The sequence below is a fragment of the Pedobacter terrestris genome, assembly GCF_052343045.1.
Classification (GTDB): Bacteria; Bacteroidota; Bacteroidia; order Sphingobacteriales; family Sphingobacteriaceae; genus Pedobacter.
This window is the reverse complement of record NZ_CP180264.1, coordinates 2,547,123-2,572,591: the sequence shown is the minus strand read 5'-3', so window position 1 is coordinate 2,572,591 and position 25,469 is coordinate 2,547,123. Positions and strand designations below refer to the sequence as shown.

At 39.3% G+C, this 25,469-nt stretch carries 26 protein-coding genes; 21 read left to right on the top strand and 5 right to left on the bottom strand.

Features of this window, described 5'->3' with window-relative positions; translation table 11 throughout:
- Nucleotides 1-92 precede the first annotated feature (92 nt).
- Complete coding sequence (locus ACJVDH_RS11000; protein ID WP_443943449.1) at nucleotides 93-1,472, top strand: glycoside hydrolase family 28 protein; 1,380 nt, start codon at nucleotides 93-95, stop codon at nucleotides 1,470-1,472.
- Nucleotides 1,473-1,538: 66 nt separating this feature from the next.
- On the opposite strand, the gene ACJVDH_RS10995 is transcribed toward ACJVDH_RS11000, so the two are convergent.
- Together ACJVDH_RS10995 and ACJVDH_RS10990 are read right to left on the bottom strand one after the other, a co-directional pair.
- Nucleotides 1,539-2,192, bottom strand: a complete 654-nt coding sequence (locus ACJVDH_RS10995; RefSeq protein ID WP_443943448.1) for a DUF6266 family protein — start codon at nucleotides 2,190-2,192, stop codon at nucleotides 1,539-1,541.
- Between the two features lie 237 nt (nucleotides 2,193-2,429).
- Nucleotides 2,430-2,606: a hypothetical protein gene (locus ACJVDH_RS10990; RefSeq protein ID WP_443943447.1), complete on the bottom strand. Its 177-nt coding sequence runs from the start codon at nucleotides 2,604-2,606 to the stop codon at nucleotides 2,430-2,432.
- Nucleotides 2,607-2,889: 283 nt separating this feature from the next.
- On the opposite strand from ACJVDH_RS10990, the gene ACJVDH_RS10985 reads away from it, so the two are divergent.
- The 12 genes from ACJVDH_RS10985 (at nucleotide 2,890) to ACJVDH_RS10930 (ending at nucleotide 15,485) form a co-directional block, all read left to right on the top strand.
- Nucleotides 2,890-3,222 (top strand): AlbA family DNA-binding domain-containing protein, encoded by a 333-nt coding sequence (locus ACJVDH_RS10985; RefSeq protein WP_443943446.1) that lies wholly within the window; start codon nucleotides 2,890-2,892, stop codon nucleotides 3,220-3,222.
- 223 nt (nucleotides 3,223-3,445) lie between these two features.
- Nucleotides 3,446-4,348: an ATP-binding protein gene (locus tag ACJVDH_RS10980; protein WP_443943445.1), complete on the top strand. Its 903-nt coding sequence runs from the start codon at nucleotides 3,446-3,448 to the stop codon at nucleotides 4,346-4,348.
- A gap of 522 nt (nucleotides 4,349-4,870) precedes the next feature.
- Nucleotides 4,871-5,983, top strand: coding sequence for an alginate lyase family protein (locus ACJVDH_RS10975; protein ID WP_443943444.1), 1,113 nt, complete (start codon nucleotides 4,871-4,873; stop codon nucleotides 5,981-5,983).
- 13 nt (nucleotides 5,984-5,996) lie between these two features.
- Nucleotides 5,997-6,878, top strand: a complete 882-nt coding sequence (locus ACJVDH_RS10970) for a glycoside hydrolase family 16 protein (protein WP_443943443.1) — start codon at nucleotides 5,997-5,999, stop codon at nucleotides 6,876-6,878.
- Between the two features lie 79 nt (nucleotides 6,879-6,957).
- Nucleotides 6,958-9,156: an alpha-galactosidase gene (locus ACJVDH_RS10965; RefSeq protein ID WP_443943442.1), complete on the top strand. Its 2,199-nt coding sequence runs from the start codon at nucleotides 6,958-6,960 to the stop codon at nucleotides 9,154-9,156.
- Between the two features lie 27 nt (nucleotides 9,157-9,183).
- Nucleotides 9,184-10,329: a glycoside hydrolase family 88/105 protein gene (locus ACJVDH_RS10960; protein WP_443943441.1), complete on the top strand. Its 1,146-nt coding sequence runs from the start codon at nucleotides 9,184-9,186 to the stop codon at nucleotides 10,327-10,329.
- 6 nt (nucleotides 10,330-10,335) lie between these two features.
- Complete coding sequence (locus tag ACJVDH_RS10955; RefSeq protein ID WP_443943440.1) at nucleotides 10,336-11,250, top strand: DUF4886 domain-containing protein; 915 nt, start codon at nucleotides 10,336-10,338, stop codon at nucleotides 11,248-11,250.
- A gap of 159 nt (nucleotides 11,251-11,409) precedes the next feature.
- Complete coding sequence (locus tag ACJVDH_RS10950) at nucleotides 11,410-12,069, top strand: hypothetical protein (protein ID WP_443943439.1); 660 nt, start codon at nucleotides 11,410-11,412, stop codon at nucleotides 12,067-12,069.
- Nucleotides 12,070-12,165: 96 nt separating this feature from the next.
- A complete protein-coding gene (locus tag ACJVDH_RS10945; protein ID WP_443943438.1) occupies nucleotides 12,166-13,170 on the top strand; it encodes an LLM class flavin-dependent oxidoreductase in 1,005 nt (334 codons plus the stop codon).
- A gap of 65 nt (nucleotides 13,171-13,235) precedes the next feature.
- A complete protein-coding gene (locus ACJVDH_RS10940) occupies nucleotides 13,236-13,697 on the top strand; it encodes a hypothetical protein (protein WP_443943437.1) in 462 nt (153 codons plus the stop codon).
- 234 nt (nucleotides 13,698-13,931) lie between these two features.
- Entirely contained in the window at nucleotides 13,932-14,702 is a 771-nt protein-coding gene (xth, locus tag ACJVDH_RS10935) for an exodeoxyribonuclease III (protein WP_443943436.1), read from the top strand.
- 3 nt (nucleotides 14,703-14,705) lie between these two features.
- Complete coding sequence (locus ACJVDH_RS10930) at nucleotides 14,706-15,485, top strand: SDR family oxidoreductase (RefSeq protein ID WP_443943435.1); 780 nt, start codon at nucleotides 14,706-14,708, stop codon at nucleotides 15,483-15,485.
- Between the two features lie 140 nt (nucleotides 15,486-15,625).
- On the opposite strand, the gene ACJVDH_RS10925 is transcribed toward ACJVDH_RS10930, so the two are convergent.
- Complete coding sequence (locus ACJVDH_RS10925) at nucleotides 15,626-16,057, bottom strand: DUF1810 domain-containing protein (protein WP_443943434.1); 432 nt, start codon at nucleotides 16,055-16,057, stop codon at nucleotides 15,626-15,628.
- 154 nt (nucleotides 16,058-16,211) lie between these two features.
- On the opposite strand from ACJVDH_RS10925, the gene ACJVDH_RS10920 reads away from it, so the two are divergent.
- Nucleotides 16,212-16,379 carry a hypothetical protein gene (locus tag ACJVDH_RS10920; protein WP_443943433.1) on the top strand — a complete coding sequence of 56 codons (168 nt, stop codon included), beginning with the start codon at nucleotides 16,212-16,214 and terminating at the stop codon, nucleotides 16,377-16,379.
- 57 nt (nucleotides 16,380-16,436) lie between these two features.
- On the opposite strand, the gene ACJVDH_RS10915 is transcribed toward ACJVDH_RS10920, so the two are convergent.
- Nucleotides 16,437-16,943: an RNA polymerase sigma factor gene (locus tag ACJVDH_RS10915; RefSeq protein WP_443943432.1), complete on the bottom strand. Its 507-nt coding sequence runs from the start codon at nucleotides 16,941-16,943 to the stop codon at nucleotides 16,437-16,439.
- 315 nt (nucleotides 16,944-17,258) lie between these two features.
- On the opposite strand from ACJVDH_RS10915, the gene ACJVDH_RS10910 reads away from it, so the two are divergent.
- From ACJVDH_RS10910 to ACJVDH_RS10885, 6 genes are all read left to right on the top strand, one after another.
- On the top strand, nucleotides 17,259-17,900 hold the full coding sequence (locus tag ACJVDH_RS10910; protein WP_443943431.1) for a response regulator: 642 nt from the start codon (nucleotides 17,259-17,261) through the stop codon (nucleotides 17,898-17,900).
- Between the two features lie 243 nt (nucleotides 17,901-18,143).
- Nucleotides 18,144-18,377 carry a hypothetical protein gene (locus ACJVDH_RS10905; RefSeq protein ID WP_443943430.1) on the top strand — a complete coding sequence of 78 codons (234 nt, stop codon included), beginning with the start codon at nucleotides 18,144-18,146 and terminating at the stop codon, nucleotides 18,375-18,377.
- A gap of 72 nt (nucleotides 18,378-18,449) precedes the next feature.
- The gene (locus tag ACJVDH_RS10900; RefSeq protein WP_443943429.1) at nucleotides 18,450-18,656 is read left to right on the top strand and encodes a hypothetical protein; all 207 of its coding nucleotides are present in this window, start codon (nucleotides 18,450-18,452) and stop codon (nucleotides 18,654-18,656) included.
- 86 nt (nucleotides 18,657-18,742) lie between these two features.
- Nucleotides 18,743-19,948 (top strand): HlyD family secretion protein, encoded by a 1,206-nt coding sequence (locus tag ACJVDH_RS10895; RefSeq protein WP_443943428.1) that lies wholly within the window; start codon nucleotides 18,743-18,745, stop codon nucleotides 19,946-19,948.
- The gene (locus ACJVDH_RS10890) at nucleotides 19,945-22,167 is read left to right on the top strand and encodes a peptidase domain-containing ABC transporter (RefSeq protein WP_443943427.1); all 2,223 of its coding nucleotides are present in this window, start codon (nucleotides 19,945-19,947) and stop codon (nucleotides 22,165-22,167) included. Before ACJVDH_RS10895 ends, ACJVDH_RS10890 begins: the two co-directional genes overlap by 4 nt.
- A gap of 137 nt (nucleotides 22,168-22,304) precedes the next feature.
- Nucleotides 22,305-22,664, top strand: a complete 360-nt coding sequence (locus ACJVDH_RS10885) for a response regulator transcription factor (RefSeq protein ID WP_443943426.1) — start codon at nucleotides 22,305-22,307, stop codon at nucleotides 22,662-22,664.
- Between the two features lie 91 nt (nucleotides 22,665-22,755).
- On the opposite strand, the gene ACJVDH_RS10880 is transcribed toward ACJVDH_RS10885, so the two are convergent.
- Nucleotides 22,756-22,953 carry a hypothetical protein gene (locus tag ACJVDH_RS10880; protein ID WP_443943425.1) on the bottom strand — a complete coding sequence of 66 codons (198 nt, stop codon included), beginning with the start codon at nucleotides 22,951-22,953 and terminating at the stop codon, nucleotides 22,756-22,758.
- 220 nt (nucleotides 22,954-23,173) lie between these two features.
- Here ACJVDH_RS10880 and ACJVDH_RS10875 point away from each other — a divergent pair, with 220 nt between their 5' ends.
- Nucleotides 23,174-25,450 (top strand): GH92 family glycosyl hydrolase, encoded by a 2,277-nt coding sequence (locus ACJVDH_RS10875; RefSeq protein ID WP_443943424.1) that lies wholly within the window; start codon nucleotides 23,174-23,176, stop codon nucleotides 25,448-25,450.
- The last annotated feature ends 19 nt before the right edge of the window (nucleotides 25,451-25,469 follow it).

Below are 25,469 nucleotides of genomic sequence, written 5' to 3'. Positions count from 1 at the left end.
CCTCTATTTTTCTGATGAAATATTACCCTTTTTCAACGCGGATATTATCCTTTTTTCTACATTTGAAGACTTGTAGATTTATCCCCAGTATCATGATTTTCTGTACCATCCGGACTTGCTTTTCTTCCATTTGCCTCAAACTAATTCTTGTTCTTCTGCCAATATTAAGTTTCGCTCAACAGAAAAATTACAATATCCTAGATTTCGGTGCCAAAGGCGATGATAAAATGGTAAATACAGCCGTCATCAATCAGACCATTGAAAAATGTTTTCAGGCAGGGGGAGGAACCGTTGTAGTGCCGGAAGGTATTTTCCTGACATCAACCATTTATTTAAAAAGCAACGTAAATATTGAACTCAAGAAAGGATCGGTTTTAAAAGGTGTCGCGGATGCCCAACAATATCATTCTTTTATTCCAGTTACAGACCTTACGAAGTACAGTACGATGAGTAGTGATGGCAATAACGGCAATAGCGCGTACGACCGGGAGTGGACCAGAGCAATGTTTATTGCTGAAGGCGTACGAAATGTAACGATTTCAGGGCAGGGTCGGATAGACGGCGAACATGTAATCAATGCAAAAGGCGAAGAAGGTATGAGAGGTCCGCATACCCTGATTATGGCGAATTGTACAGACCTTGTTTTTAAAGATATCACAATTGAGAAAGCCGCAAATTATGCAGTTCTGGCATACAATCTGGAAAACGTAGTATTTAAAAACGTAAAGATTCGAGAAGGATGGGATGGAATTCACATCCGCGGCGGTAAAAATGTCCGTTTACAAGGCTGCGATTTACAAACCGGAGATGATGCGATTGCCGGTGGTTTTTGGGACAATTTTCATGTAGAAAATTGCTTGATCAATTCATCTTGTAATGGAATCCGCGTGATCATGCCCGTAAAAGATTTTTTTGTGCATGACTCTGAGTTTATTGGTCCGGGTAAATTCCCTCATCGCACTTCAGGTGCCGACCATCGTACCAATATGCTGGCCGGTATTTATATCCAACCGGGCGGTTGGGGATTGGTAAAAGGCGATTTGCAAGGGATTTATCTTTCTAAGCTTAAGATGCACAATATGAATAATCCTTTCATTTTTGAACTGCACGAAGGAAACAATGTTCAAGATATTACGGTAAAAGATATTAAAGCAGATTCTATTAAAAATCCCATTGCTATTCATAGTGAGGCTGGGTTTAAGTACGAAAACATCATTTTTAAAAACGTTACAGTTCAATTTGTTACCAATTCGTCTACAAAGGCACCCTGGGCATTGGGTGCATCAAATGTAGAACACTTGACTTTACAGAATGTGAAGTTTTTTGCCAGTGGCAGTAAACCTCAAACAGCAGTTCAATTGGATCATATTGCCTTCCCTGTTTTTAGTCGTACAAATGTATTTAGCGACGACAATACACTTGAAGTTAAGGCGGTAAATAGTGGTAAGATTGGCTCAGGAACTACGAGATAGTTGTTCGTTTACGGATGCGCATAATTCGCTGGTGTTTACGGTTTTCTACTCCGATTTTGCGTCTGCCTATATTTCGATGTTATTGTTACTAATCAACCCGATATAATGGCTCGTTGCAATGTCAGTTCTGTCATCGCTGATAAAAGAAATCCAGCAGTGCAGCATATCGTCATCCGCAAGGCTGGATAAGGGAAGAATTTCTGTACCTGCTGTCCTTCTGGCTCCGCTTAGGAGTTGAAAGTTTAGCTGCTGCTTGATCGTATATACCAGTACCATCACCTGATCATTCACTCTTTCGGGGTTAGAATAGGGCAGGTTTTTCCAATTGATCCTCAAATTCTGATCCTCCATTTTGGCGCTAACCGATTGTACATTTTCCAATGTGCCGTAGCTTACACAAACTTTCGAATAATCTAAAAGACCATTTACATCTATTGCATTTTGAAGATTGTAACTGGTCGCTACATTATGTGCACTCATATTGCGCAGTTGAGCTTCCGCCTTAAAGCCTACCCGGATAAAACTCAAGACCTGACTTAGAAAGTGCTGAACACTGCTGAATTTTGCACGGTTGGCATTCTGACTGCTCGTACCAATTTTATTCTTCTTACTGGCTTTAGGTTTTGAGCGTACAACCCATTTTCCCCTGAGCTGATAACCAACTACATTACCGATTGTTCCTTTAAAACCACCATTGATCCCGTTTTCGATTGTTGCCATATCAATTTACATTTTAAATGTTACGGGGATGATGTTCTAATGTACTGATAATTAATAAGATTTGGGTCAAATATTGTGTTTTTGTCTGGTTGTAATTGGGAGCTGAATCATTCGGGGATAAATGTCATAAATCGGTCTTATGCCCGACTGAACCATGTCTAAACACCCTGCGAAATACTACAATGCTACAAGCGAGGCTATTACATCAGGGATACTAAGAAGGCAAATTTTGAAGATTTAAAGTTGATTGTCTCGCATGTCTGGTTTCATCTGTCCGATAAACTCAGATTTGGAGCTTTCTGTGAATAAGTGAAAGGTCAAATCGGGAATAAGCACCTCCAGTTGACGGTTTCCAGTGCAAAGTTGTCCGGCAATTTTGATCATAGAACCAATATAACTGCCTTCTATATGCACGTGGTAGATGTCATTTTGCAGATAAACCCTACAGTTTTGGCTGAAGCTACAATCAAGGGGCTTTATGGCGAATTGGTAGATGGTCACGGAGAATAAACAGTGGAAAGGACAGATGGTTTTGAGGTTGGTGAAATTTTTAGGGAAGGTGCTCTCATGGTTGCCTCATTTCATAAATCACATCACGTGAATTGATACGGATTATAGATTTAATTATCGAAAAGGTTTTACTAGTTTTATCGTTGATAACGATTTTGTCAGATTAATTTGTCAGCGCTAAACAACAATGTCCGAAACCAACCGTATAGAATACAAACAAGAACTTACCGATTCTTTAGAAAAGGAAGTTATTGCTTTTTTAAATTATAGAGAAGGCGGTGTAATCTATTTTGGTATTAATAAAGTTGGTAAAACCACGGGCCTGGTAGACATCGACGGTGGGCAGTTGAAAATAAAAGACCATTTAAAGCACAATATTTCGCCCTTTTGCTTGGGTTTGTTTGACTTAGTGAGCGAGCAAAAAGATGGTTTAGCAATAATTAAACTTATTATAGCCAGCGGAAGTGAAAAGGCATATTTTATTAAAAAATATGGTTTGACAGGAAAGGTACCTTCTTAAGAATTGGCACAGCAGCAGAGCCTATGCCGCAAAAAATGATAGATGGATTATTTGCAAAAGAACAAGAAACTCTATTGGTAAAATTAAATCCAATCACCAAGATTTAAGCTTTTAGCAATTAAGAATTTACTATGATGCTGTTGGCAAAAGACTGAATGATAAATTCGCAGGCAATTTAGAATTGCTCAATGAGGATGAAAACTATAACTACGTGGCCTATTTAATGGCCTATAAAAATAGCAATTCCATTAAGCTGGCAAAATATAAGGGGCTCAACAGAGTAAATTTGGTTGAAAATAATGAATATGGCTATGAGTCTCTGGTAAAAGCGACCAAACAGATTTTAGATAAATCAGAATTAGAAAATAAAACCATTACCCAAATTACTTCAAAAGAACGTAAAGAAATCCGTTATTGGGATGCTATCGCCTTGCGTGAAGCGATTATAAATGCTTTTGTGCACAATGATTATACAACGGAAGTGCCACCCAAATTTGAACTGTTTGACGATCGGATAGAGATTACGTCTACGGGTAGTTTACCAGATGGACTAAGCCAGGAGGAGTTTTTTGAGGGTTTCTCTGTGCCAAGAAATAAAGAAATCATGCGCATCTACAAAGATTTAGATTTGGTAGAACGATTGGGTTCTGGTATTCCGCGTATTTTAGAAAGTTACCCTAAAGATTGTTTTACATTCTCTGATCATTTTTTGAGAATGAACTTTCCAATCAACGACCAAGCTAACGACCAAGCTAAAGCTGAGCATCTAGTCGATTACTTAAAATTTCACTTGAATAAATTAGGTAAAGTTAAAAAGGAGCTATGGTCTGAATTTAAAATGCCAACGGAAAAGCAGGTTGAAAAATATGCCCATTTAGCTGCAGAACTTACAGCAGAACAAATTGAGATTCTAAAGTTTTCAACTCAGCCGAGGTCAAAAAAAGAGATTCAGGAAGATGGTTTGGGTTTAAAAAGGCATAATGACAATTTTAAGCGATATCTGGAACCCTTAATAAATTTGAAGTTGTTAAACAGAACGCTTCCTAAGGTGCCAAATAGTCCATTACAGAAATATTTTACTACAGCAATCGGCCACGTCACTATACTAATAAACGATTTTCAATAGCGTGAATTTACAGAAGTTAAACTAGAACACAATTTGTAACACCATTGCTGGAGAAAAACATAGTTCATTAAAGGCGCATTAACTGTTGTTGATGGTAAAACAAAAGACGCCGTAATAGATTGTCTCATTATTTATCCTGATTTAAATGTCACTGATTTTGAGTTTAGTTTAAAAACCATTATCAATAAGAGAGTTGCAATAGATGCTTACTACAGAGTGTAAAAACTGGGGATTAATTTACCGACCATTTGATCGTCTGGTGAAGGTGGGGCAATCACTAACCTTTCACGAGCCAAACCATATAATATATTTAATTTGGGATAAGAAATTGACGCGGACGTTGTTCTCGTTATGAAAACGTTCCCAAAAAATGGGAACGGTTCCATTCAAATACACTAACTTTAGCTGCCCAGCTTTATAACATTGCGCTTATCTTCGGAAATCTAACGAATGGTTGGTTTGGAAAAGGTATACATCGGTACCTTTCCAACCACTGTTTGAAACCACCAAATATAAAACCAAATGAATCCCATTAAACGGCCATATCTTATCGTTTTAATTGCAGTGCTCATATGCAGTTTCCACGTAGAATCCTCTTTTTCTAAAGAAATATTAAAAGGTTATCATACTCAAAGTCAGATCGATTTTGTAAAAAAACAAATCAAACTTAAAAAAGAACTATTTCTTTCTGCATTCAATGCCTTTATTATAAAAGCAGATTCTGCACTGTTGGTAGAACAACATGCTGTTGCAGATTTCAGTGTGCCTGGCTTTTATCAGGATAAAGATGGTCACCGCAAACAATCACTTGCAATACAGATTGATGGTTTTTCTGCATACACCTGTGCATTGGCCTATCAGCTTACGGGTAAGAAAAGTTATGCAGATAAAGCAGCCTATTTTTTGAATGCCTGGGCAAGTATAAATACAAAATATTCTCAGCTCGATGGTTCGCTGGTGATGTCATACTCTGGAACAACTTTTATGATTGCTGCAGATTTGCTGCGGAATTATCCCGGATGGAAAGCAAAAGATCAGCAGCAATTTGCCGGGTGGACAAAAAATGTTTTCCGCCATGCGGCCAATAGCATCCGGTTTCGCAACAACAACTCTGGCGATTGGTCTCGTTATGCATCTATACTTGCCGATGTTTATTTAAACGATCAGGCCGATTTGCAGGAGAATGTAAAACTGATTAAGAAAGATCTTTTTGAGAAAATTGCTTCTGATGGACATATGGTAGAGGAAGTAAAAAGACAGGGAAATGGCATCTGGTACACATATTTTTCACTTGCGCCACTAACCGCATCCTTTTGGGTAATTTACAATCAAACCGGAGAAAACCTTTTCACTCTGGAAAAAGATGGCGCATCTGTAAAAAAAGCGCTGGATTTTCTGTTGTATGCAAACGGACATCCGGAAGAATGGAAATGGTTTAAAAACCCTGTAACGGGTCAGGTAGATACTGCAACAGGTTTCTGGCCAGCCAATTTACTTGAAGCCATGAGTAATATTTACAATAGCGAGCCTTATAGAGATTTTGTAAAACCTTATCGCCCAATAGTATATCCGCGCCATGATTACGCCTGGACGTACCCAACCTTAATGCCGCTAAGTTTAACCAACTACAAATAAGCCGATAACTTTAATGATGAAGACAACTGTACATAAACTGGTTGGCATGGCGTGCCTTTGCACAATTTTTCTTGCGGGCAATGCTTGCGCGCAAAAAACAACCCAACTGCCAAAAATTACAGACAATGGTTATAAATTGGTCTGGGCAGATGAATTTAATTATAAAGGTGCACCAGACAGCACCAAATGGAGTTACGAACGCGGTTTCGAACGCAATGAAGAATTGCAATGGTATCAGCCAGAAAATGCCTGGTGCGAAGGTGGCAAACTTGTTTTAGAAGCCCGCAGGGAAAAGAAATCCAATCCGCAGTATCAGTCGGGTAGTAACGATTGGAAGAAAAATAGGGAAGAAGCAACTTACACATCTGCAAGTATTAAAACGTCGCGACAAAAAGGCTGGCTTTACGGCCGTTTTGAAATGCGCGGTAAAATTGATATTAGCGCTGGTATTTGGCCAGCCTGGTGGACACTTGGCGTTAAAGGAACCTGGCCGGCAACCGGCGAAATTGATATTATGGAATATTACCGCAAAAAACTCCTGGCAAATATTGCGTACATGGGCGCAGATCATAAAGATGCCTGGTTTAGTACGGAAACCAATATCGATTCTTTGGGTGGCGAAAAATGGGCATCTGAATTTCACATCTGGCGGATGGATTGGGATGAAAACGGTATTTCACTTTATGTTGATCATCAGCTTTTAAATCATCAACCTATGAATAAATTGGTGAATCAGGATGCTGCGGGTTTAAATCCTTTTATGCAGCCACATTATATGCTTTTAGATTTGGCAATTGGTGGCAAGCAAGGTGGCAATCCGGAGAAAACTACTTTTCCACGACGGTTTGAAGTCGATTATGTGCGTGTATATCAAAAATCGGCCGGCACAAAGTAACGAAACTGTATCGCGTGTAAAACGCTGAATGTAAATGCTTAGTTTAGATGTAAATCATCTAACCAATATCTAAATCAGAATGAATAAACACTTCTATTTGCTGCGCGGCTGCATGGCCATGTGCCTGTTATTTGCTTCCCAAATACTGATCGCACAAAATATTTACATCCCAATTTTGAGCGGTAGTCAGGCGCTCGTACTGGAAGCCAATACAAGTTCAACTCCACGTGTGGTATATTTCGGCAAAAAACTCAATCATGTTGAGGATTATGCCAAAGTTTCAAAAATGTACAATCAGGGAACAGATTATTCTGGTATTTTAAATGCGGCATATACACCATCTGGTTCGAGTAATTTAGTTGAGCCCGCCATTACTGTGGTACACGCAGATGGGAATACCTCGCTTGATTTACGGTATGTGCGCCATACACAGAAATCAATAGATGCAAATGTAGACCTCATTTCTATAGAGCTGAAAGATCCTGTTTATCCGTTTGAGGTAACACTTTATTACAAAGTGTATAAAAATGAAGATGTAATTGAGCAGTGGACCAACATCCGCCATGCGGAGAAAAAGGAAGTCAGGCTGGATAAATATGCATCAGCAAATTTGTATGTGAAAGGCAAGGAATTTTGGCTTAAACAATACCACGGAGATTGGGCGCAGGAAATGAAACCGGAAGAAAGTCGCTTAACACATGGTATAAAAGTACTGGACAGTAAGTTGGGTACACGTGCAAATATTTACCAGCCACCAACTTTTATGGTTTCCCTGGATGGGCCAGCTGGCGAAGATTATGGAAAAGTCCTTTATGGATCTATGGAATGGTCTGGAAATTTCAGAATCGATCTGGAAGTTGATCCTCTAAATAATCTGCGCATTATTGCAGGCGCGAATAACCACGCTTCTGCTTATCATTTAAAGCCCAATACTGATTTTACGACGCCTGCGTTTCTCTTCACTTTTTCTGATCATGGAACTGGAGATGCCAGCAGAAAGCTGCAGAACTGGGCGCGCAATTACCGCATTTTAGACGGAAAAGGCAATCGCTTAACATTGCTCAACAATTGGGAATCTACATTTTTCGATTTTAACGAACAAAAACTTTCCCAGCTTTTAAAAGACACTAAAAATCTGGGTGTGGATTTGTTTCTGCTAGATGATGGCTGGTTCGGGAATAATTTTCCACGCAATAGCGACAATGCAGGTTTGGGCGATTGGCAGGAAAATAAAAAGAAGTTACCCAACGGCATAAGTGCACTGGTAAAGGAAGCCACGGCAAACGATGTAAAATTCGGAATCTGGATTGAACCAGAAATGGTAAACCCAAAAAGTGATCTGTATAAACAGCATCCGGAATGGATTATTAAACAACCTCAAAGACCAGAACATTTATACAGAAACCAGCTGGTTCTGGATTTGAGCAACCCAAAAGTGCAAGATTTTGTGTATGGAATTGTTGATGGTCTGTTTACCAAAAATCCCGGATTGGCCTACCTAAAATGGGATTGCAATGCGGTAATTTACAACGCATATTCTGCACATTTAAGCAACCAGACGCACGTATATTACGAGTACGTGAAGGGTTTGTATGCGGTGCTGGAACGTGTACGCGCAAAATATCCATCGGTGCCCATCATGTTGTGTTCTGGCGGGGGCGGCCGTGTAGATTACGCCGCGCTGAAGTATTTTACAGAATTTTGGCCGAGCGATAATACAGATCCGCTGGAAAGGATTTTCATCCAATGGGAATATTCATATTTCTTCCCGGCCATGGCAACAGCAAACCATGTAACCGATTGGGGCAAACAAGCCATAAAATTTAAAACAGATGTCGCCATGATGGGCAAACTTGGTTTTGATTTAGATATTGCCAAGCTTAATGAAAACGATTTGAAGTTTTGTAAAGAAGCCATCGCCACCTACAACAGTTTCAAAGATTTGGTGTTGCACGGCAATCAGTATCGTTTACAAGATCCATGGAAAAATGACGTGGCTGCGGTAGTATATAGTAATAGCGATGCAACAGCCGCAGTAATGTTCAATTACTTGGTAAGTAACCGCTACGAAACCGGCAGTAAAAACCCGATTATTTTAAAAGGCCTCGATGCCGCAAAAAACTATCGCGTAAATGAAATCAATCTTTATCCGGGATGGAAAAGTGCATTGCCAAAAGATGCCATTTACTCCGGAGATTTTTTAATGACCGTTGGAATTAACCCGAAAATAGATGGCAACCACAAAAGTGTGGTACTTAAAATTGAAGAAGCAAAATAATCATCACTTAGCATAATTCAGGATTTTATGAAATTTTTTAACCTCACGTTCATCTGTGTGCTTGCAACGGCAACACTACTCAAACCCGCGTTGAGTTGCGCAGAAACCTTTCAAGACTCTACTTTTAAAAAAGAAGCAATTTTAGCCGTAACGCAAAAAGTAGCGGATTGGCAACTCAATACCTGGAAAACCAAAGGTTTTAATCACCGTAAACCCGATTGGACAAATGCCGTTTGTTACACGGGATTTTATGCGCTCGGCGCGATGAAAGGCCAGCAACGTTATTTAAAACCACTTGTTGAAATTGGCGACGAATTAAAATGGAATACTGGTCATTTACGCTTTTACGCAGATGATTACTGTATCGCCCAAACTTACACACAGCTTTACCTTAGTTTTAAGGAAAAGAAAATGATTGCGCCTTTTATTTTACTGGCAGATAGTATTGTGAACAGGTCTCATGACGAGCCATTGAATTGGAAAAACAGTATTCAGAACCGGGAATGGGCATGGTGCGATGCACTTTTTATGGGGCCGCCTGCTCTGGCGTATCTGACAACAGCAACGAAAGATCCAAAATATCTGGATATGGCCAGCAAACTCTGGTGGAAAACAACCGATTTTTTATATGATCCGGCAGAGAAATTGTATTTCAGAGACGAAACCTATCTCAATAAAAAGGAGAAAAACGGTGCAAAAGTATTCTGGTCACGCGGTAATGGTTGGGTTTTAGGCGGCCTGGTGCGTGTGCTGGATAATATGCCGGCAAAACATCCCGACAGAAAAAAATTTGAGCAGTTATATCTGGATATGATGGAAAGAATTGCGGGTCTGCAACAACCAGACGGAAGCTGGCATGCATCATTACTTGATCCGGGCAGTTACCCGATTAAAGAAATGAGCGGTACAGGGTTTTACTGTTACGCATTGGCATGGGGTTTAAATCATAAAATGTTAAACGAACAGAAATATCTTCCCGTTACCATGAAAGCCTGGAAAGCGCTTACTTCTGCGGTACAGGCAGATGGAAAATTAGGCTACGTACAGGCCATCGGTGCCAGTCCGGATAAAGTTGATGCAAACAGTACAGAGGTTTACGGAGTTGGTGCATTTTTGTTAAGCGGCGTTCAGTTGTATAATTTTTTTAAAACACATCCTAACGCTTCAAAATAGAGATTTATGAAAGATTTAAAAAGTAACAGTTGGCGTTTGCATACGTTTTTTTTGGTTCTTGCTTTGTTGTTCGGGCGGATTTCTGTTGCCCAGAAATCAGATAAACCACTACGTTTGTTTGTAATCGGAAATAGTTTCTCGCAAAACGCCACGTCTTACCTTCCTGAAATTGCCCGTTCCAGAAATAAAAAACTCGAAATTGGACGTGCAGAACTGGGCGGTCATTCATTAGCGCAGCATTGGAGTTATGTTGCAGCGGCAGAGGCGAATCCAGAAGATCCAAAAGGAAAACCTTACGGCGGCAAATCCTTAAAAATGTTGCTTAGTGACGGCGTTTGGGATGTAATCACCATTCAGCAATATTCATATTTTTCTAGCGATTCTGCCAGTTATAGTCCTTACGCCGGGAAGCTATACGCTTTTATAAAAAAACTGCAGCCTAAGGCGAAAATATTGATTCATCAAACCTGGGCATATCGGGTAGATGCAAAGAAGTTTGGACAGATTGGGACGAATACGCTGGCCAAAGACCAGAAGGAAATGTGGATGTATTCAAGAGCCGCTTATCATCATTTAGCGAAGGTTTTGCATGCGAAAATTCTGCCCGTTGGCGATGCTTTTCAACAGGTCAATACAGATCCGAACATGGGATTTAAAGTAGACAGTACTTTTAATTATGAGCATCCGGAATATCCGAACCTTCCCAATCAGAAACATTCATTAAACGTTGGATATTCATGGAATAAAAAAACCTTGGCTTTTGATCCTAACCATGCCAGCGCCGCTGGAAGATACTTAGGCGGACTAATTTGGTATGCGATTTTATTTAAAGATTCGCCCAAAAAAGTCACTTTTGTTCCAAAAGAGGTGGATACCGATTTTGCTGCGTATCTGAAGAATATCGCCGCGAAACATTTATAATCTTTTCACTTCTTGCTTTTAATTTTCATTCCTTTCCCCTTGCGCTCGTTTCTAACGAGCGCATCAATATTATTTCGATTGTATTGAAACCCACGGTCTTTGTTTTTTTAAAACCTTTGTACGGAAAATCAGGTTGTTACAACAAACAACTCCAAGGTTATGAAAAACTCTCTTTTTATCTCGGCAACTGTAAAAACGGTTTTGATGGTTGCTGTATTTGCTTGTCCGAACATAGCAACAGCGCGATTAGCCACTGTACATTCTTCCGATAGCGCAATCAATAGTGTCACTTTTTTGCAGGCCGACAGTACCAATGATGCACGGATTATCAAAGAACTTATATTAACTGAGCGCCGACAACAGCAGGCCGCCGGATTGGCAACCGCTCAATCGTCAGACAGTAAAGTAAAACGGATGGCAGAAACATCTGGTAAAACCTTTGCCGAAATGGATTCTATGCTCGTTGCATTGGCGAAGGCAAAAAATATTGAAGTGCCAATGAGTAAACCTGAAGGCGGACAAAAACCCGATGGGCGTGTAGATTCTGCGCCAGTTACGCTTCAAGATACGACCAGAAATCAACAAAGTGCAGGTGAAGCCGCAAACAGAAAAACGCCACTCGCAGAAAAACCAACAACAGATTCAATTTTGCAGCTCAATAAATTAAAAGGAAAAGCATTTGATCAGGCTTATCAACAACAATATAAAACAGATAATCAACGTTTGGCCGCTCTGCTGGCAGAGGCAGCGCAATCCTCGCATAGCGGATTAAAAGTACTTGGCGAAACATATAGCCAGAAACTTAAAACACTGAAGTAAATTTAAAAAACTGAAATGTTTTGGCACCGTCATATCTTTCAGAATAGAATATGGGATGATCGATTTAGGTGTACTTTTGGCAAATAACATTTGTACATGAGCACATTTTCCCTTAAAAATATCCCATATTCTGTTTTAGACCTTGCCAGTGTAAGGCATGGCGATACACCAACAGAAACTTTTCCAAAATCACTTGCTATTGCGCAACAATCAGAAAAACTCGGTTATAACCGGTACTGGTTTGCCGAGCACCACAATATGATCAGTGTTGCCAGTTCTGCAACGGCAATTTTAATTGGCTATGTAGCCGGAAATACCCAAACCATTCGTGTAGGTTCTGGTGGAATAATGTTGCCTAACCATGCACCCCTTATTGTCGCAGAACAATTTGGCACACTCGCTTCTCTTTACCCGAATCGTATTGATTTGGGTTTAGGCCGCGCGCCGGGCACAGATCAGGTTACGGCAATGGCCATCCGTGGTGAGAATATGTTTGCAGTTCACAATTTTCCGAAAGATATTGAACGCCTTCAACTTTTATTTTCTCATGATAACCGCAACAGCAATGTACGTGCAAATCCGGGCGAAGGCTTAGAAGTTCCGATTTGGATACTTGGTTCAAGCTTAGACAGCGCCTATCTTGCAGCAGAAAAAGGCTTGCCTTATGCTTTTGCAAGTCATTTTGCACCAACGTATTTCGCACAGGCTGTGGCCGTTTATAAACAGAATTTTAAACCTTCAAAATATCTGGATAAACCATATTTTATGGCTTGCGTAAATGTTGTGGCTGCCGATACGGATGAAGAAGCAGAGCGATTGGCCACTTCTGTAAAACAAATGTTCATTGGCGTAATTACCGGCAGACGCAGTTTATTACAGCCTCCGGTAGAAAATATGGACAGAATTTGGGATGAAATGGAAGAACAAGGTGTAGAAAGTATGCTTAAATATTCATTTGTAGGCAGCAGACAAACCATTCACAATAGATTATCTGCCTTTGTCGAAGAATTTGGGGTGGACGAAGTGATGGCAACATCGCATATTTTTGATCAACAAGCCAGCTTGCATTCAAATGCCTTATTTGCCTCTATATTTTCTTAGTTATTGGTGTAGCGTTTTCAGAAAGTTTTGCGTATTCGGGAATATAAACCTTGAACTCAAACTTTATGAAAACTACAATCAAAACCCTGTTATTTAGTCTCTTACTGGCCAGTATTTTTCTTGCCTGTAAAAAGAAATCAATAGAAGAAGATGGCCCTAAAGATGTATTATATGGCAACTGGCATGAAGCACGAAATGGTTCAAACAGCCTTCGGACCCTGTCATTTGGTACTGGTGGGAAATTTTCTATGAAATTGACAGATAGTATCGGCGCCGCGACTTTTGGTACACTTAATGGAAATTATGTACTAAAGGGCGACAGCATTCAGGTACGCATTTTAGAATCGGTAGATAATGCAAACGGCAAACAAGTGAAAACGGCGGTTGATTATAAGATATTTGATTATGCCGTAATTAAATTTACAAATCAAACTAAAATTCAGATGGATATTGATTACATCACATATCCTGCTGATGGCCCGGTTCCTACACACGCGCGTTTCAATAAAATACTGGCAATAGATTAATATAACTACATTGCTTTTTGATAGGATTCTGATTCAATGAAACAGAATCCTTTTTTTTGGTATTAAATTTCAATAGATACAATCTCTTCATCATATGCTTGATTGGTTTTTAGTACGATAAAACAATTCGCTTTCAAGGTAAAATAAGTCTTGATGTCCAGCAAAAAGCCTTTTTCTGACCCGAAAAAGAGAGAATTATTGTAACTTTCCGCTTTAAGTTTTGTTTCGATTACGATGAAAATAGCAACCTATAACGTAAACGGCATTAATGGCCGATTGCCGGTTTTACTAAGATGGCTTCAGGAAGAACAGCCCGATGTTGCCTGTTTACAGGAATTGAAAGCGCCGGATGAGAAGTTTCCACTTCAGGCAATTAATGATGCTGGTTACAACGCCATTTGGCATGGACAGAAAAGTTGGAATGGCGTAGCCATTTTGTCTAAACACGAAATTCAGGAAACCCGCCGCGGCTTACTTGGCGACGATGAAGATCTTCAAAGTCGTTATATTGAAGCCTTTATAGAAGGCGTGGTTATTGGTTGTTTGTATTTGCCCAATGGAAATCCGGCTCCGGGCCCCAAGTTTGAATACAAACTGAGTTGGATGAAGCGCTTCGCGGAACACGCCCAGCAGTTGATGGACAGAGATTTGCCCGTGGTTTTGTGCGGCGATTATAATGTGATCCCGACAGAATTTGATGTGTACAAGCCAGAGCGTTGGGTAGAAGATGCTTTGTTCAGAACAGAAACCCGCGAAGCTTTTGAACAGATTATGGCACAAGGCTGGACAGATGCCATCCGCAGGTTATATCCTGCAGAAAAAATATATACGTTCTGGGATTACTTTCGCAATGCGTATGGGAGAGATGCGGGTTTGCGTATAGATCATTTTTTGCTAAACCCGATTCTTTTGGAGAAACTCAATGATGCCGGCGTAAACAGAAATGTACGCGGATGGGAAAAAAGTAGCGATCATGGTCCGGTTTGGATTACAGTAAACATATAAGAAATGGATTTAAAACTGTCTGATAAAGTTGCTTTGGTACTTGCTGCAAGCAAAGGTTTAGGCAAAGCAATTGCCACTTTGCTTGCCGAAGAAGGCGCGAAGGTTATTATAGCTTCCCGCAATGCGGAAGAATTACAGCAAACCGCTAATGAAATTAACAACCAAATTGGTACGATACGTGTGCATTCCAAATCAACGGATGTTTCTAAACCTGAAGATTTGGAACAGCTGATTCAACTGATTTCAACTGATTTTGGCCAGCTTGATATTTTGGTTAATAATGCCGGCGGGCCGCCTTTTAATACTTTTGAAAATTTTAGCGATGAAGATTGGTATAAAGCTTTCGAGATGAATTTACTGAGCGTTTCCAGAACAAGTAAACTAGCCTTGCCGCTTTTAAAGAAATCAGAAAGCGGGCGTATTATTAATATCATTAGCGGTTCTGTAAAATCTGTTTTGGATAGATCTATCTTATCTACAAGTATGCGTTTGGGTGTTGTAGGTATGGCAAAATTAATGGCCGATGAATTTGGCCCTTATAACATTACGGTAAATAATGTTTGTCCGGGAACAATTTTAACCGATCGCATTAAACATACACTCAATCCGGATGTAGATACCGATGTAGCCTTAGCAGAAAAATCTAAAAATATTCCGTTAAGAAGAATTGGTAAACCAGAAGAATTTGCAGCTGTAGTTGCATTTTTAGCATCAGAAAAAGCGTCTTATGTAAGTGGAACCACCATTCAGGTTGATGGCGGCGCAGGCAGAAATGTGCTTTAATTCAAAAACATAAATTCTGGTTAATAAAAACTTTTTAAAAAAAACTGTGTTGTGAAAATATCTACCTATTAAAAAGGAGGGTATCTATCTACTTTTGTTTAATCTGCCTTAGTTAAACATGATTTGGATGCCCTTTTTTTCTAATACAGCCTTCCCAGAAGTTCTATTGTTAACTTATCTTTTTCTCCATTAAAATATTTACCCAGAACTTCCTCAAATATGGGATCGGCAGCTGTAGTGGAGGCGAATAAAGTCATGCTCGACTTAAGTTTCAAATCGTCTGGTGTTCCAAAAATTTCCGTGGCGCTTAATTCTTCCAATTTAAGCAATACACCACACAAGTATTTTAGTCTGCTTCCTAAAATCGGATCATGCAGATATTCTTCTGCTTCAGAAAGGTTATTAATACCATAAAATAACGAAACTTCTGACCGCCCCAGGCCTTTAATTTGCGGAAAAATGTACCACATCCAATGGCTTTTCTTCTTTCCTTTTTCCAGTTCTGTGACTGCAGTTCTGTAATCCTTTTCCTGTGCGGATAAAAAACGATCTAAATCTTTTTTGTTGCTCATGGGTAGACAGTAGCGGTTGAAATGGTTAACCTATATTTCAGATAACAAGGTTTTTAAATGAAAGTTTATTTTTTTTTAAGGCAGATTCATTAAACCATAAGAGGCGAAATTGGTTGTATTAACGGGCGGTGTTGCCTATCTAAAATTAAACGAGATGAATACAGAAAAAGATAAAAACGAAGAGGGAACTGAGGCGAAACGCAAACTCGTGTCCGGACTGGTTGATGAAAAGGATTTAAAGGGAAGCGATGCCGATGTAGATGCGGATACTGAAAATCCTGCCGAAGAAGAAAAGAAAGAGCCACAACAAAAAAAAGATTAAAAACAAAACTCCGGCATTTTGTTGTCGGAGTTCTTTATAACGGTTATCACTTTAATATTATTTGGCGTACGTTTTAAGTTGTTTTTTCAACATCTCTCTCGCCATATGGATTCTTGTTTTTACCGTTCCCAATGGAATGTCATACTCCTCTGCAATCTCATGATATTTGTAACCTTCAAAATATTTTACAAATGGTATACGGTATACATCTGGTAATAAATTTAGTGCTTTAGTAATGTCATCAATGGCAATTTTACTTGTCGCGCCATTGGTTTGGGCACTGGTCATTAAATTTGCATAAGAAATTTCTTCATCCTGAATCAAAATTCCTCGTGTTTTACTTTCTTTACGGTAATTGTTAATAAAGGTGTTTTTCATGATCACGAACAACCATCCTTTAAAATTTGTACCCTCTTCAAAATTGTTATAAAATCTTAAGGCCTTGACCAAAGTGTCTTGAATAAGGTCGTTAGCATCTTCGAAATCTTTTGTAAAATTCAAAGCGTGTGCTTTAAGCGAAGGCGCATATTGTTTTACCATGGCGCTAAATTCAAGTTGATTCATAGTTTTAGTATTTAAGATGTATGTGTACGAACACAAAGCATATACCAACCCGTGGCAATTTGTTAATAATAGAGCAATGAAGGCTAATTAAGGCTTTTTTCGGGTATTTGTACCCGCAAGAAACGGTAGTTATACCGTTGGTTCTGCGATTTTTTTCTTTCTGGTATTTGAGATATGCTTAATTTTTTTGTATGCTTTACTCTTCATATTTCATTTTTTGATCATTTAAGAAACTTTATCTACACTTCTGGGTTTATTGGTTAGAATTTTTAAATGTATTAGCCCTAACTCAAAACTTTCTAGATTAATATCAATATGATCAATATTTTACTCGCCGAAGATCATCATCTTGTGCGCAACGGACTAAAGATGCTGCTTAGCGCCTTTCCGGAAATTAATATTGTGGGTGAGGTAGGAAATGGAAGTGATGTTATCGATGCGCTCTCAACTCATCAAAACATTCACATTGTACTTGCAGATATTCACATGCCCGGAATGGATGGACTGGAAATGATTGCCATGACCAGAGTACGTTTCCCTGAAGTTAAAGTTGCCATTTTATCCATGCAAGATGACGAAAAGTATGTACTTAAAGCCTTTGACATCGGCTGTGCAGCTTATCTGCTTAAGAATATCAGTACCGATGAATTGGTTTTTGCCTTAAAACACGTTTATAACGGAGGTAAATATCTTTGTGCAGAATTGTCTATGCGTTTGATGGATAATGCCAGTTTGTTTTCCAGGCCTTTTGAGCATGTAGATCTTGAATTGTCTGGGCGCGAAGCTGAAGTTCTTGCTCTAATTGCAAAAGGATTGACAAACGTCGAAATTTCTGATCAATTATTCATCAGCAAACGCACAGTTGAAGGCCATAGACAAAATCTTTTGGAGAAAAGTGGGGCAAAAAATACAGCAGCTTTAATTTATTTTGCTTTTAAATCCGGACTTATAGCTTAATGGAGTATAAAATTTGAACGCAAAAAATCTGCATTCATTTTGCCTCGGGGCTTCTTTTTAGGATTTGTTTTAAGATAGCCACAACACCACTGTTTAATGTACTCTTTTCTGGCGTGCTAAACTCGCTCCCAATTAAATCTATTGCTGTTTCCCTTTCGTTAATAAAAGCAGATCGCAGCAAGCGATAGATTTAGGGAAAGCCGAAAACCTTTAATAGAGTAGGCATCAGAAAACTTCAAAATTATGAAAATGCAAGAGTTGAATGTAACTGAACTGAGAGAAATTAATGGTGGTGGCCTTTTTGGCAGCAGCAATTCATCTAATTCAGGTGGATTGGGCGGTGCCTTGGGCATTGGTAATTTGTTAACCTTCCATACCTCAAGTACCGATGGAGATGAATCAAGCGAAAGCACTTTATCTTTAGGTAATAACATTACAGGAAGTTTAGCAGGATTGTTTGATAGCCTGACCAGCTAAAAAAAACATCTTTAAGATTTGCAAAAGGAGAGGATTAACCTCTCCTTTTCTTGTTCACTTCATACCTACACCATGAAAAATTTAACGGAAAAAGAAATGATTGCCATTGGCGGCGGAAACGCCAGCGGAATCGCCTTATCTGTAACCAGCAGCGCAGATAGCTTGCTCAAGCTCACTTTTGAATCTAGTTATGGCGAAAGGCACAGCAGCACAACTTTATCAATTGGCAATAACATCAACTTAGATTTAAGCAGTTGGTTTACCACAACATCCAAATAATTTGAAAACGACCAACCATGGTCGTTTTTTTTCTATCGTAAAAAACTTAACACGCGGATAATTGTCTACACTAATATTTTTTCACCATGGATAGCGACAAGTATATTTTTCCTCAGGAGATTATTGAGAGTACCGCCGAATATCATTTTCATTCGCACAACTCCCGTACTCAAATTTTGTATCAATTGCTACTGTTGGTTTTAGTGGTGGCTTTTGTCGCTATGTTTGTGGTACGTGTAGATGTAAATGTAAAAAGCACCGGACTGTTTCGGCCAACGGCAGAGAGAAATGAAATTAAACCCTTGATTTCTGGTCGGATAGATTCTTTATTTATTAAAGAAAACATGCATGTACAGGCGGGCCAGGTTTTGCTCACCATCCGTAAAGAAAATATAGAAAGTCAAGATGCTTTAAATCAGTTTCAGCAAGGCGATGTTGAAGATCAACTAAGTGATCTGTCTTTACTGATTAATGCCTACAAAAGAAACGATTGGTCTAAACGCCTCCATTTAAAATCTGGTGTATATGGCCAGCAATACAGTTTATTTATGCAGCGCGTTACCGAGGCAAAAGCCAGGTATCAGCTTGCATTTAAAAATTATGATCGTTATGCGTATTTGTATAAACGACGTGCGGTTTCAGCTTCAGAATTTGATGAGGTAAAACTTAAAAAAGACAATGTCTTCAATGAATTGTCATTGATTGGCGAGGAGCAAGGCAGTAAGTGGCAAAGCGAATTAAATCAGCTTACCATACAACGCCAGCAATTGAGTGCCAGAGATAAACAGTATAACGAAGAGAAAGAATTTTATACTATAAAAGCACCTTTGAGCGGCACCGTTCAGGAGTTAAAAGGAATACAAGCCGGAAGCAGCATTTCTGCAAATGAGATTTTGGGTGAAATTTCTCCGGATTCTGGTTTGATTGCAGAAACCTACGTGCAACCAAAAGATATTGGTTTATTAAAATTGGGTACAAAAGCACGTTTTCAGATTGATGCGTACAATTACAACGAATGGGGAATGGCCACAGGAAAAGTGATTTCTATTTCAAGCGATGTTTTTATGCAAAATAATAGTCAGCCTTTTTTTAAAGTTCGTTGTATTCTCGACAACAACAGCTTGAAACTGCGCAATGGCTATGTAGGGAAAATCAAAAAGGGAATGACTTTGCAGGCACGCTTTTTCGTTACCCGCCGTACGCTCTTTCAATTGCTGTATGATAAAGCCGATGATTGGTTAAACCCAAATGTAATTCCAGAAAACAAAGACACACAAATTAGCGCACTATGAGCTCATCCTCCAATTTTTTTTCTACGTTAACAGCAAAATTTAAGCGCAATAAAGGCAATAAACGCGTGCTGATTAAACAGCATGACGCAACCGATTGCGGAGCAGCATGTCTGGCATCTATATCCATTCATTATGGGCTGGATTTGCCAATTGCACGCATTCGGCAGTATGCATCTACAGATAAAAAAGGAACCAATGTACTCGGTTTAATTGAAGCTTCAGGGCGTTTGGGCTTTTCTGCAAAAGGCGTAAAAGCCGGATACGAAAATCTGTTTAATATTCCTCTGCCGATTATTGCACACGTAAATCACCAAAATATGGCGCACTATATCGTGATTTACAAAATTAGCGAACAATTTATTGAAGTAATGGATCCAGCTTATGGGGAAATGCAAAAGCTGAGTCACGATGAGTTTCGCCAGAAATGGACAGGCGTACTCATTTTGCTTTTACCCGGAGATGATTTTACCGCAGGCACGGAACGCATTTCTTTAGAAAAGCGTTTTATTTACTTGCTTATGCCACATAAATCGGTATTGATACAGGTTTTGGTTGGCGCAATATTTTATACCGTTCTGGGATTGTCTACATCTATTTTCCTCCAGAAGATTGTAGATAACGTACTCCCAGAAGGAAACACCAACTTGCTCAACCTAATGGGTAGCGTAATGGTGGTCATTATTTTACTTCAGGTTTTTATCAATTATGCGAAAACGCTTTTGACAATTAAAACCGGCCAACAGATTGATGCGCGCTTAATTTTAGGCTATTACAAACATTTGTTAAAATTGCCACAACAGTTTTTTGACAACATGCGCGTAGGCGAAATTATATCGAGAATGAATGATGCGGTTAAAATCAGGGCGTTCATTAACGATGTTTTAATCGGCTTTGCCGTAAACGTGTTTATTCTGATATTTTCATTTGTACTCATGTTTACCTACTACTGGAAGCTGGCCTTAATTATGCTTACCATAGTACCTTTGTACGCAATAATTTATTACGTTTCTAACAAATTAAACAAAACTACCCAGCGTCAATTAATGGAGCGAAGTGCAGAGTTAGAGAACCAATTGGTAGAATCTGTTAATTCTGTAAGCACCATAAAACGTTTCGGGTTGGAGAATTTTGCCAATTTAAAAACAGAAATCCGCTTCATCAATCTATTAAAAACGGTGTACACTTCCGGAACAAATTCTTTGCTTGTTGGGAATTCAAGCAGTTTTGTATCCAGCATATTTGCTGTCATTTTGCTTTGGGCCGGCGCCAGTTTTGTGTTGCAAAATCTGATTACACCGGGCGAACTTTTATCATTTTATGCTATTATTGGATATTTTACCGGTCCGGTAATCAGTTTAATTGGTATGAACAAAGTATTTCAGGATGCTCGTATTGCTGCTGATCGATTGTTTGAAATTATGGATCTGGAGCGGGAGAAAACTGAAAATCGCATGGAATTAACGCGCGACATGATTGGCAATATCGAGTTTAGAGATGTTCATTTCCGTTATGGAACACGCGTTGTGGTGTATGATGGTTTTGATCTAAAAGTAGAAAAAGGAAAAATAACGGCTATTACCGGCGAGAGTGGTTCTGGAAAAACAACCTTACTTTCTTTGCTTCAGAATTTATATCCATTGCAGTCTGGCCATATTATGATTGGCGAATTTGATATCAACTACATCACCAATGAGAGCTTGCGGAAAATGGTTGCCGTGGTGCCTCAGGATGTGCATATGTTTGCCGGTTCTGTTATTGAGAATATTGCCGTTGGCGATATGGAACCAGATATAAAACGCATAATCCGAATTTGCAACCAATTGGAAATTATGGATTTTATAGAGCGCTTGCCTAATGGTTTTGATACGTATTTAGGCGAAAACGCCATGACGCTTTCTGGCGGGCAACGCCAGAGATTGGCTATTGCACGTGCACTTTACCGCGAACCCGAAATTTTAATTCTGGATGAAGCAACTTCTTCTTTAGATTCTGCATCAGAAGAACACATTCAGAATGCAATAAATTTGTTGCGCAAAAACGGGAAAACAATCATTCTGATTGCACACCGGTTAAGTACCGTTGTTGGTGCCGATAAAATTGTTGTACTTAAAGAAGGTAAATTGATTGAGGAAGGTACACACCAGCAACTGTTGCAAAAAAAGGGCGCTTACAATACCATGTGGCGCAAACAATTCCCACTTACAGAACCTCTGGCATAAACCGGTTTTGCAGCTCAAAATATTTTCTAAAATCGCAAACTTTTAAAATTAATTGGTGTTGATAGTGAACAGCTTTTAACAGTAACCATTTTTGCTGTTGCGGGGCAGTTGAACAAGCAAATTTTATCAAAAAACATATGAAAATTCTGGTTATTGAAGATGATAGCGCCCTCACCGACATCTTAGAAGAATTTCTGGCTTTAGAAGGCTACAGCAGAATTGTATTTCCCTCAGCTGGAGATATCATTTCTAAAATTACAGCCTACCAACCCGATCTTGTTTTACTGGATTACCATTTACCGGAAGAAAACGGCGCAAAAATTTGCCGCGAAATTAAAGAGGCTGGCATTCACCTTCCGGTTATCTTGTTTTCAGCGTTCCCAAAATCGCAAGTTGGTGCAGATCATGCACATTGCGATCTTTTTGTAGAAAAACCTTTCGATTTGGATGAGCTTTCTGCAAAAATTCATCATCTTATCGCGCAATACGCACAGTAAAGTTTCGGTTTCCTGTTTGGTTTGTCTCTAAACAGGAAGCAAAAAAAGCCACCCATATAATAGGTAGCTTAGTTAATCTGTTTGTTTAAACTTATTTTTTTCTGGTTTTTCTTGCTTCGCCTGCCTCAGCAATAAGCAAAGTTGCAAGCAAATCAAACTTCTCTGGGTTGCTGTTGTAATCAACGGTTATGTCTTGCCATCTTTTAAGTTCCTTTTGTGCGTTTTCGACTTCCATTTCTAAGGTTTCTACCTTATTTTGTAAGAGTTTGCTGATGTTGTTCTGTGCCATGACCACAAAAATAATAACATCGGTCGAAATTCACAGTCAAACTTGATTAACTAAAAATATTTTTTTTAAAAGCGCTGCAATGTAGAATCTGACAGGTGGCGTCAATTGTAAAATATCCGCTTAATTCCGTTTTTCATCCACGTTTAATTTTAAATCTGTTAAATTGCGGTTTCAATTAAATCGATTTATGTCGGTTTAATTTAAACTTATACTCCCAAATATGAATAAGAAAAGTTTAGGCTTGTATGCTTTAAAAGTTTTACTCTGGTGTGGTGCGCTAACAACAACGGCCACAGCACAAGAAAAACAACCGGTTGATTATGTTAACCCTTACATCGGCAACATCAGCCACATGCTGGTGCCAACCTATCCAACCGTGCATTTGCCCAATAGCATGCTTAGGGTTTATCCAGAACGCGAAAATTTTACCGGCAATACCATTAAAGGACTTCCGCTAATCATTACCAGCCATCGCGGCAGCTCGGCTTTCAATTTAAGTCCGTATCAGGGCAAAATTTCGGGTATAAAGAATACAATTGACTTTGGTTATGATAACGAAACAATTAAACCTTATTATTACGCTGTAGATCTGGATGATTATGGAATCGGCGTTAAATTTGCACCTTCGCACCAGTCCGGGATTTATGAACTGCAATTCAGCAAAAATGAAAACCCATATCTTATTCTAAATACGCGCAACGGTGGTTTGTCGCGTACAGAAAATGCCATAAGCGGTTACCAGAAGCTTGACAACAATACCAAAGTATTTATTTACCTGGAAACAGATGTAAAAGCATTGGAAATTGGAAAGTTGGATGGGAAAGCAATTGATGTTCAGACCAAAGAACTTGAAGGGAAAAATGCGTTTTTTGTGTTGAAATTTCCGGCAAAAACCAAACAGATTAAAGTACGTTACGGCATTTCTTTCATCAGTGCAGAGCAGGCACAGAAGAATTTAAAAAGAGAAATTGCTGGTTACGATCTTGCCGCTGTAGAAGCCAAAGGAAGAGAAACCTGGAACAATACTTTAGGTAAAATTATAGTTTCTGGCACAGATGAAAATGCCAAAATTACCTTTTATACATCGCTTTACCGCACATATGAACGGATGATCTGTTTATCAGAAGATGGCCAGTATTTTAGTGCTTTTGATGGGAAAATCCATGCCGATAACGGAAAACCATTTTACACCGACGATTGGATTTGGGATACGTACCGTGCAACACATCCGCTAAGAGTAATTATTGAACCCAAGATGGAAGGCGATATGATCAATTCTTATCTGCGTATGGCAGAACAGATGAAAGACCATTGGATGCCAACATTTCCGGAGGTAACCGGCGATAGTCGCCGTATGAACGGAAACCACGGTGTTGCCACCGTGATTGATGCGTACAATAAAGGCCTGCGCTCTTTTGATCTGGAAAAAGCTTACGAATTTTGTAAAGCCGGAATAACAGAGAAAACACTTGCGCCCTGGTCTGCCAAAAAAGCCGGCGTGTTGGATCGTTTTTATAAAGATAAAGGTTATTTTCCTGCACTTGCCATAGGCGAAACCGAAACCGTACCGGAAGTGCATGGATGGGAAAAGCGCCAACCAGTTGCTGTCACCTTAGGAACTGTTTATGATGAGTGGTGCCTGGGCAGTATAGCAAAGCAATTGGGTAAAAAAGACGATGCAAAATATTTTCTTGACCGAAGTTTAAATTACCGTAAAGTCTTTAATCCGGTAACCAAATTTTTCCACCCGAAAGATTCTACAGGTAAATTTATTGAACCTTTTGATTATCGTTACTCAAGCGGTATTGGGGCACGCGAAGCATATGATGAAAATAACGGGTATGTATACCGTTGGGATGTACCACACAATGTAGCCGATTTGGTGAAATTAATTGGCGGAAAACAGGCGTTTGTAGATGGATTGGAAAACATGTTTAGCACGCCGCTAGGTAAAGGTCGCCCGGATTTTTACCATCAATTTGGTGATCATACCGGTAATGTAGGCCAGTTTTCTATGGGAAACGAACCTGCCATGCATATTCCGTACTTGTACAATTACGCTGGCCAACCGTGGCGCACGCAAAAACGTGTACGTAATTTGCTTAAAGAATGGTTCAGGAATGATTTAATGGGTATTCCTGGCGATGAAGATGGCGGAGGTTTAACATCTTTCGTTGTTTTCTCTGAAATGGGCTTTTATCCAATTACGCCAGGTTTGCCTATGTATGTAATTGGAAGTCCGGTTTTTCAACAAGTGAAATTAGACATTGGCAACGGAAAAACTTTCGAAGTGTATTGCCAGAATTATGCTCCTGAAAATAAATACATCCAATCTGCAAAACTAAATGGTAAAGTCTGGAACAAATCATGGTTTTCTCATGAAGAATTGATGAAAGGTGGCCGACTGGAGTTGGTTATGGGAAGACAACCGAACAAAGATTGGGCTGCAGATGAGCAGGCTATTCCGCCTTCATTTCAAATGAATGCCTCCAAATAAGCAAAAAATGATTTAGCAA

Excerpts from the sequence above, each read along its gene's own strand:
- ACJVDH_RS10995 (WP_443943448.1), bottom strand. The coding sequence starts at position 2,192 with ATGGCAACAATCGAAAACGGGATCAATGGTGGTTTTAAAGGAACAATC.
- ACJVDH_RS10890 (WP_443943427.1), top strand. The coding sequence starts at position 19,945 with ATGAGCTCATCCTCCAATTTTTTTTCTACGTTAACAGCAAAATTTAAG.
- ACJVDH_RS10925 (WP_443943434.1), bottom strand. The coding sequence starts at position 16,057 with ATGAGCAACAAAAAAGATTTAGATCGTTTTTTATCCGCACAGGAAAAG.
- ACJVDH_RS10900 (WP_443943429.1), top strand. The coding sequence starts at position 18,450 with ATGAAAAATTTAACGGAAAAAGAAATGATTGCCATTGGCGGCGGAAAC.
- ACJVDH_RS10955 (WP_443943440.1), top strand. The coding sequence starts at position 10,336 with ATGAAAGATTTAAAAAGTAACAGTTGGCGTTTGCATACGTTTTTTTTG.
- ACJVDH_RS10915 (WP_443943432.1), bottom strand. The coding sequence starts at position 16,943 with ATGAATCAACTTGAATTTAGCGCCATGGTAAAACAATATGCGCCTTCG.
- ACJVDH_RS10905 (WP_443943430.1), top strand. The coding sequence starts at position 18,144 with ATGAAAATGCAAGAGTTGAATGTAACTGAACTGAGAGAAATTAATGGT.
- ACJVDH_RS10975 (WP_443943444.1), top strand. The coding sequence starts at position 4,871 with ATGAATCCCATTAAACGGCCATATCTTATCGTTTTAATTGCAGTGCTC.
- ACJVDH_RS10950 (WP_443943439.1), top strand. The coding sequence starts at position 11,410 with ATGAAAAACTCTCTTTTTATCTCGGCAACTGTAAAAACGGTTTTGATG.
- ACJVDH_RS10960 (WP_443943441.1), top strand. The coding sequence starts at position 9,184 with ATGAAATTTTTTAACCTCACGTTCATCTGTGTGCTTGCAACGGCAACA.
- ACJVDH_RS10945 (WP_443943438.1), top strand. The coding sequence starts at position 12,166 with ATGAGCACATTTTCCCTTAAAAATATCCCATATTCTGTTTTAGACCTT.
- ACJVDH_RS10985 (WP_443943446.1), top strand. The coding sequence starts at position 2,890 with ATGTCCGAAACCAACCGTATAGAATACAAACAAGAACTTACCGATTCT.
- ACJVDH_RS10875 (WP_443943424.1), top strand. The coding sequence starts at position 23,174 with ATGAATAAGAAAAGTTTAGGCTTGTATGCTTTAAAAGTTTTACTCTGG.
- ACJVDH_RS10965 (WP_443943442.1), top strand. The coding sequence starts at position 6,958 with ATGAATAAACACTTCTATTTGCTGCGCGGCTGCATGGCCATGTGCCTG.
- ACJVDH_RS10930 (WP_443943435.1), top strand. The coding sequence starts at position 14,706 with ATGGATTTAAAACTGTCTGATAAAGTTGCTTTGGTACTTGCTGCAAGC.
- ACJVDH_RS10880 (WP_443943425.1), bottom strand. The coding sequence starts at position 22,953 with ATGGCACAGAACAACATCAGCAAACTCTTACAAAATAAGGTAGAAACC.
- ACJVDH_RS11000 (WP_443943449.1), top strand. The coding sequence starts at position 93 with ATGATTTTCTGTACCATCCGGACTTGCTTTTCTTCCATTTGCCTCAAA.
- ACJVDH_RS10910 (WP_443943431.1), top strand. The coding sequence starts at position 17,259 with ATGATCAATATTTTACTCGCCGAAGATCATCATCTTGTGCGCAACGGA.
- ACJVDH_RS10895 (WP_443943428.1), top strand. The coding sequence starts at position 18,743 with ATGGATAGCGACAAGTATATTTTTCCTCAGGAGATTATTGAGAGTACC.
- ACJVDH_RS10980 (WP_443943445.1), top strand. The coding sequence starts at position 3,446 with ATGGCCTATAAAAATAGCAATTCCATTAAGCTGGCAAAATATAAGGGG.
- ACJVDH_RS10940 (WP_443943437.1), top strand. The coding sequence starts at position 13,236 with ATGAAAACTACAATCAAAACCCTGTTATTTAGTCTCTTACTGGCCAGT.
- xth (WP_443943436.1), top strand. The coding sequence starts at position 13,932 with ATGAAAATAGCAACCTATAACGTAAACGGCATTAATGGCCGATTGCCG.
- ACJVDH_RS10885 (WP_443943426.1), top strand. The coding sequence starts at position 22,305 with ATGAAAATTCTGGTTATTGAAGATGATAGCGCCCTCACCGACATCTTA.
- ACJVDH_RS10920 (WP_443943433.1), top strand. The coding sequence starts at position 16,212 with ATGAATACAGAAAAAGATAAAAACGAAGAGGGAACTGAGGCGAAACGC.
- ACJVDH_RS10970 (WP_443943443.1), top strand. The coding sequence starts at position 5,997 with ATGATGAAGACAACTGTACATAAACTGGTTGGCATGGCGTGCCTTTGC.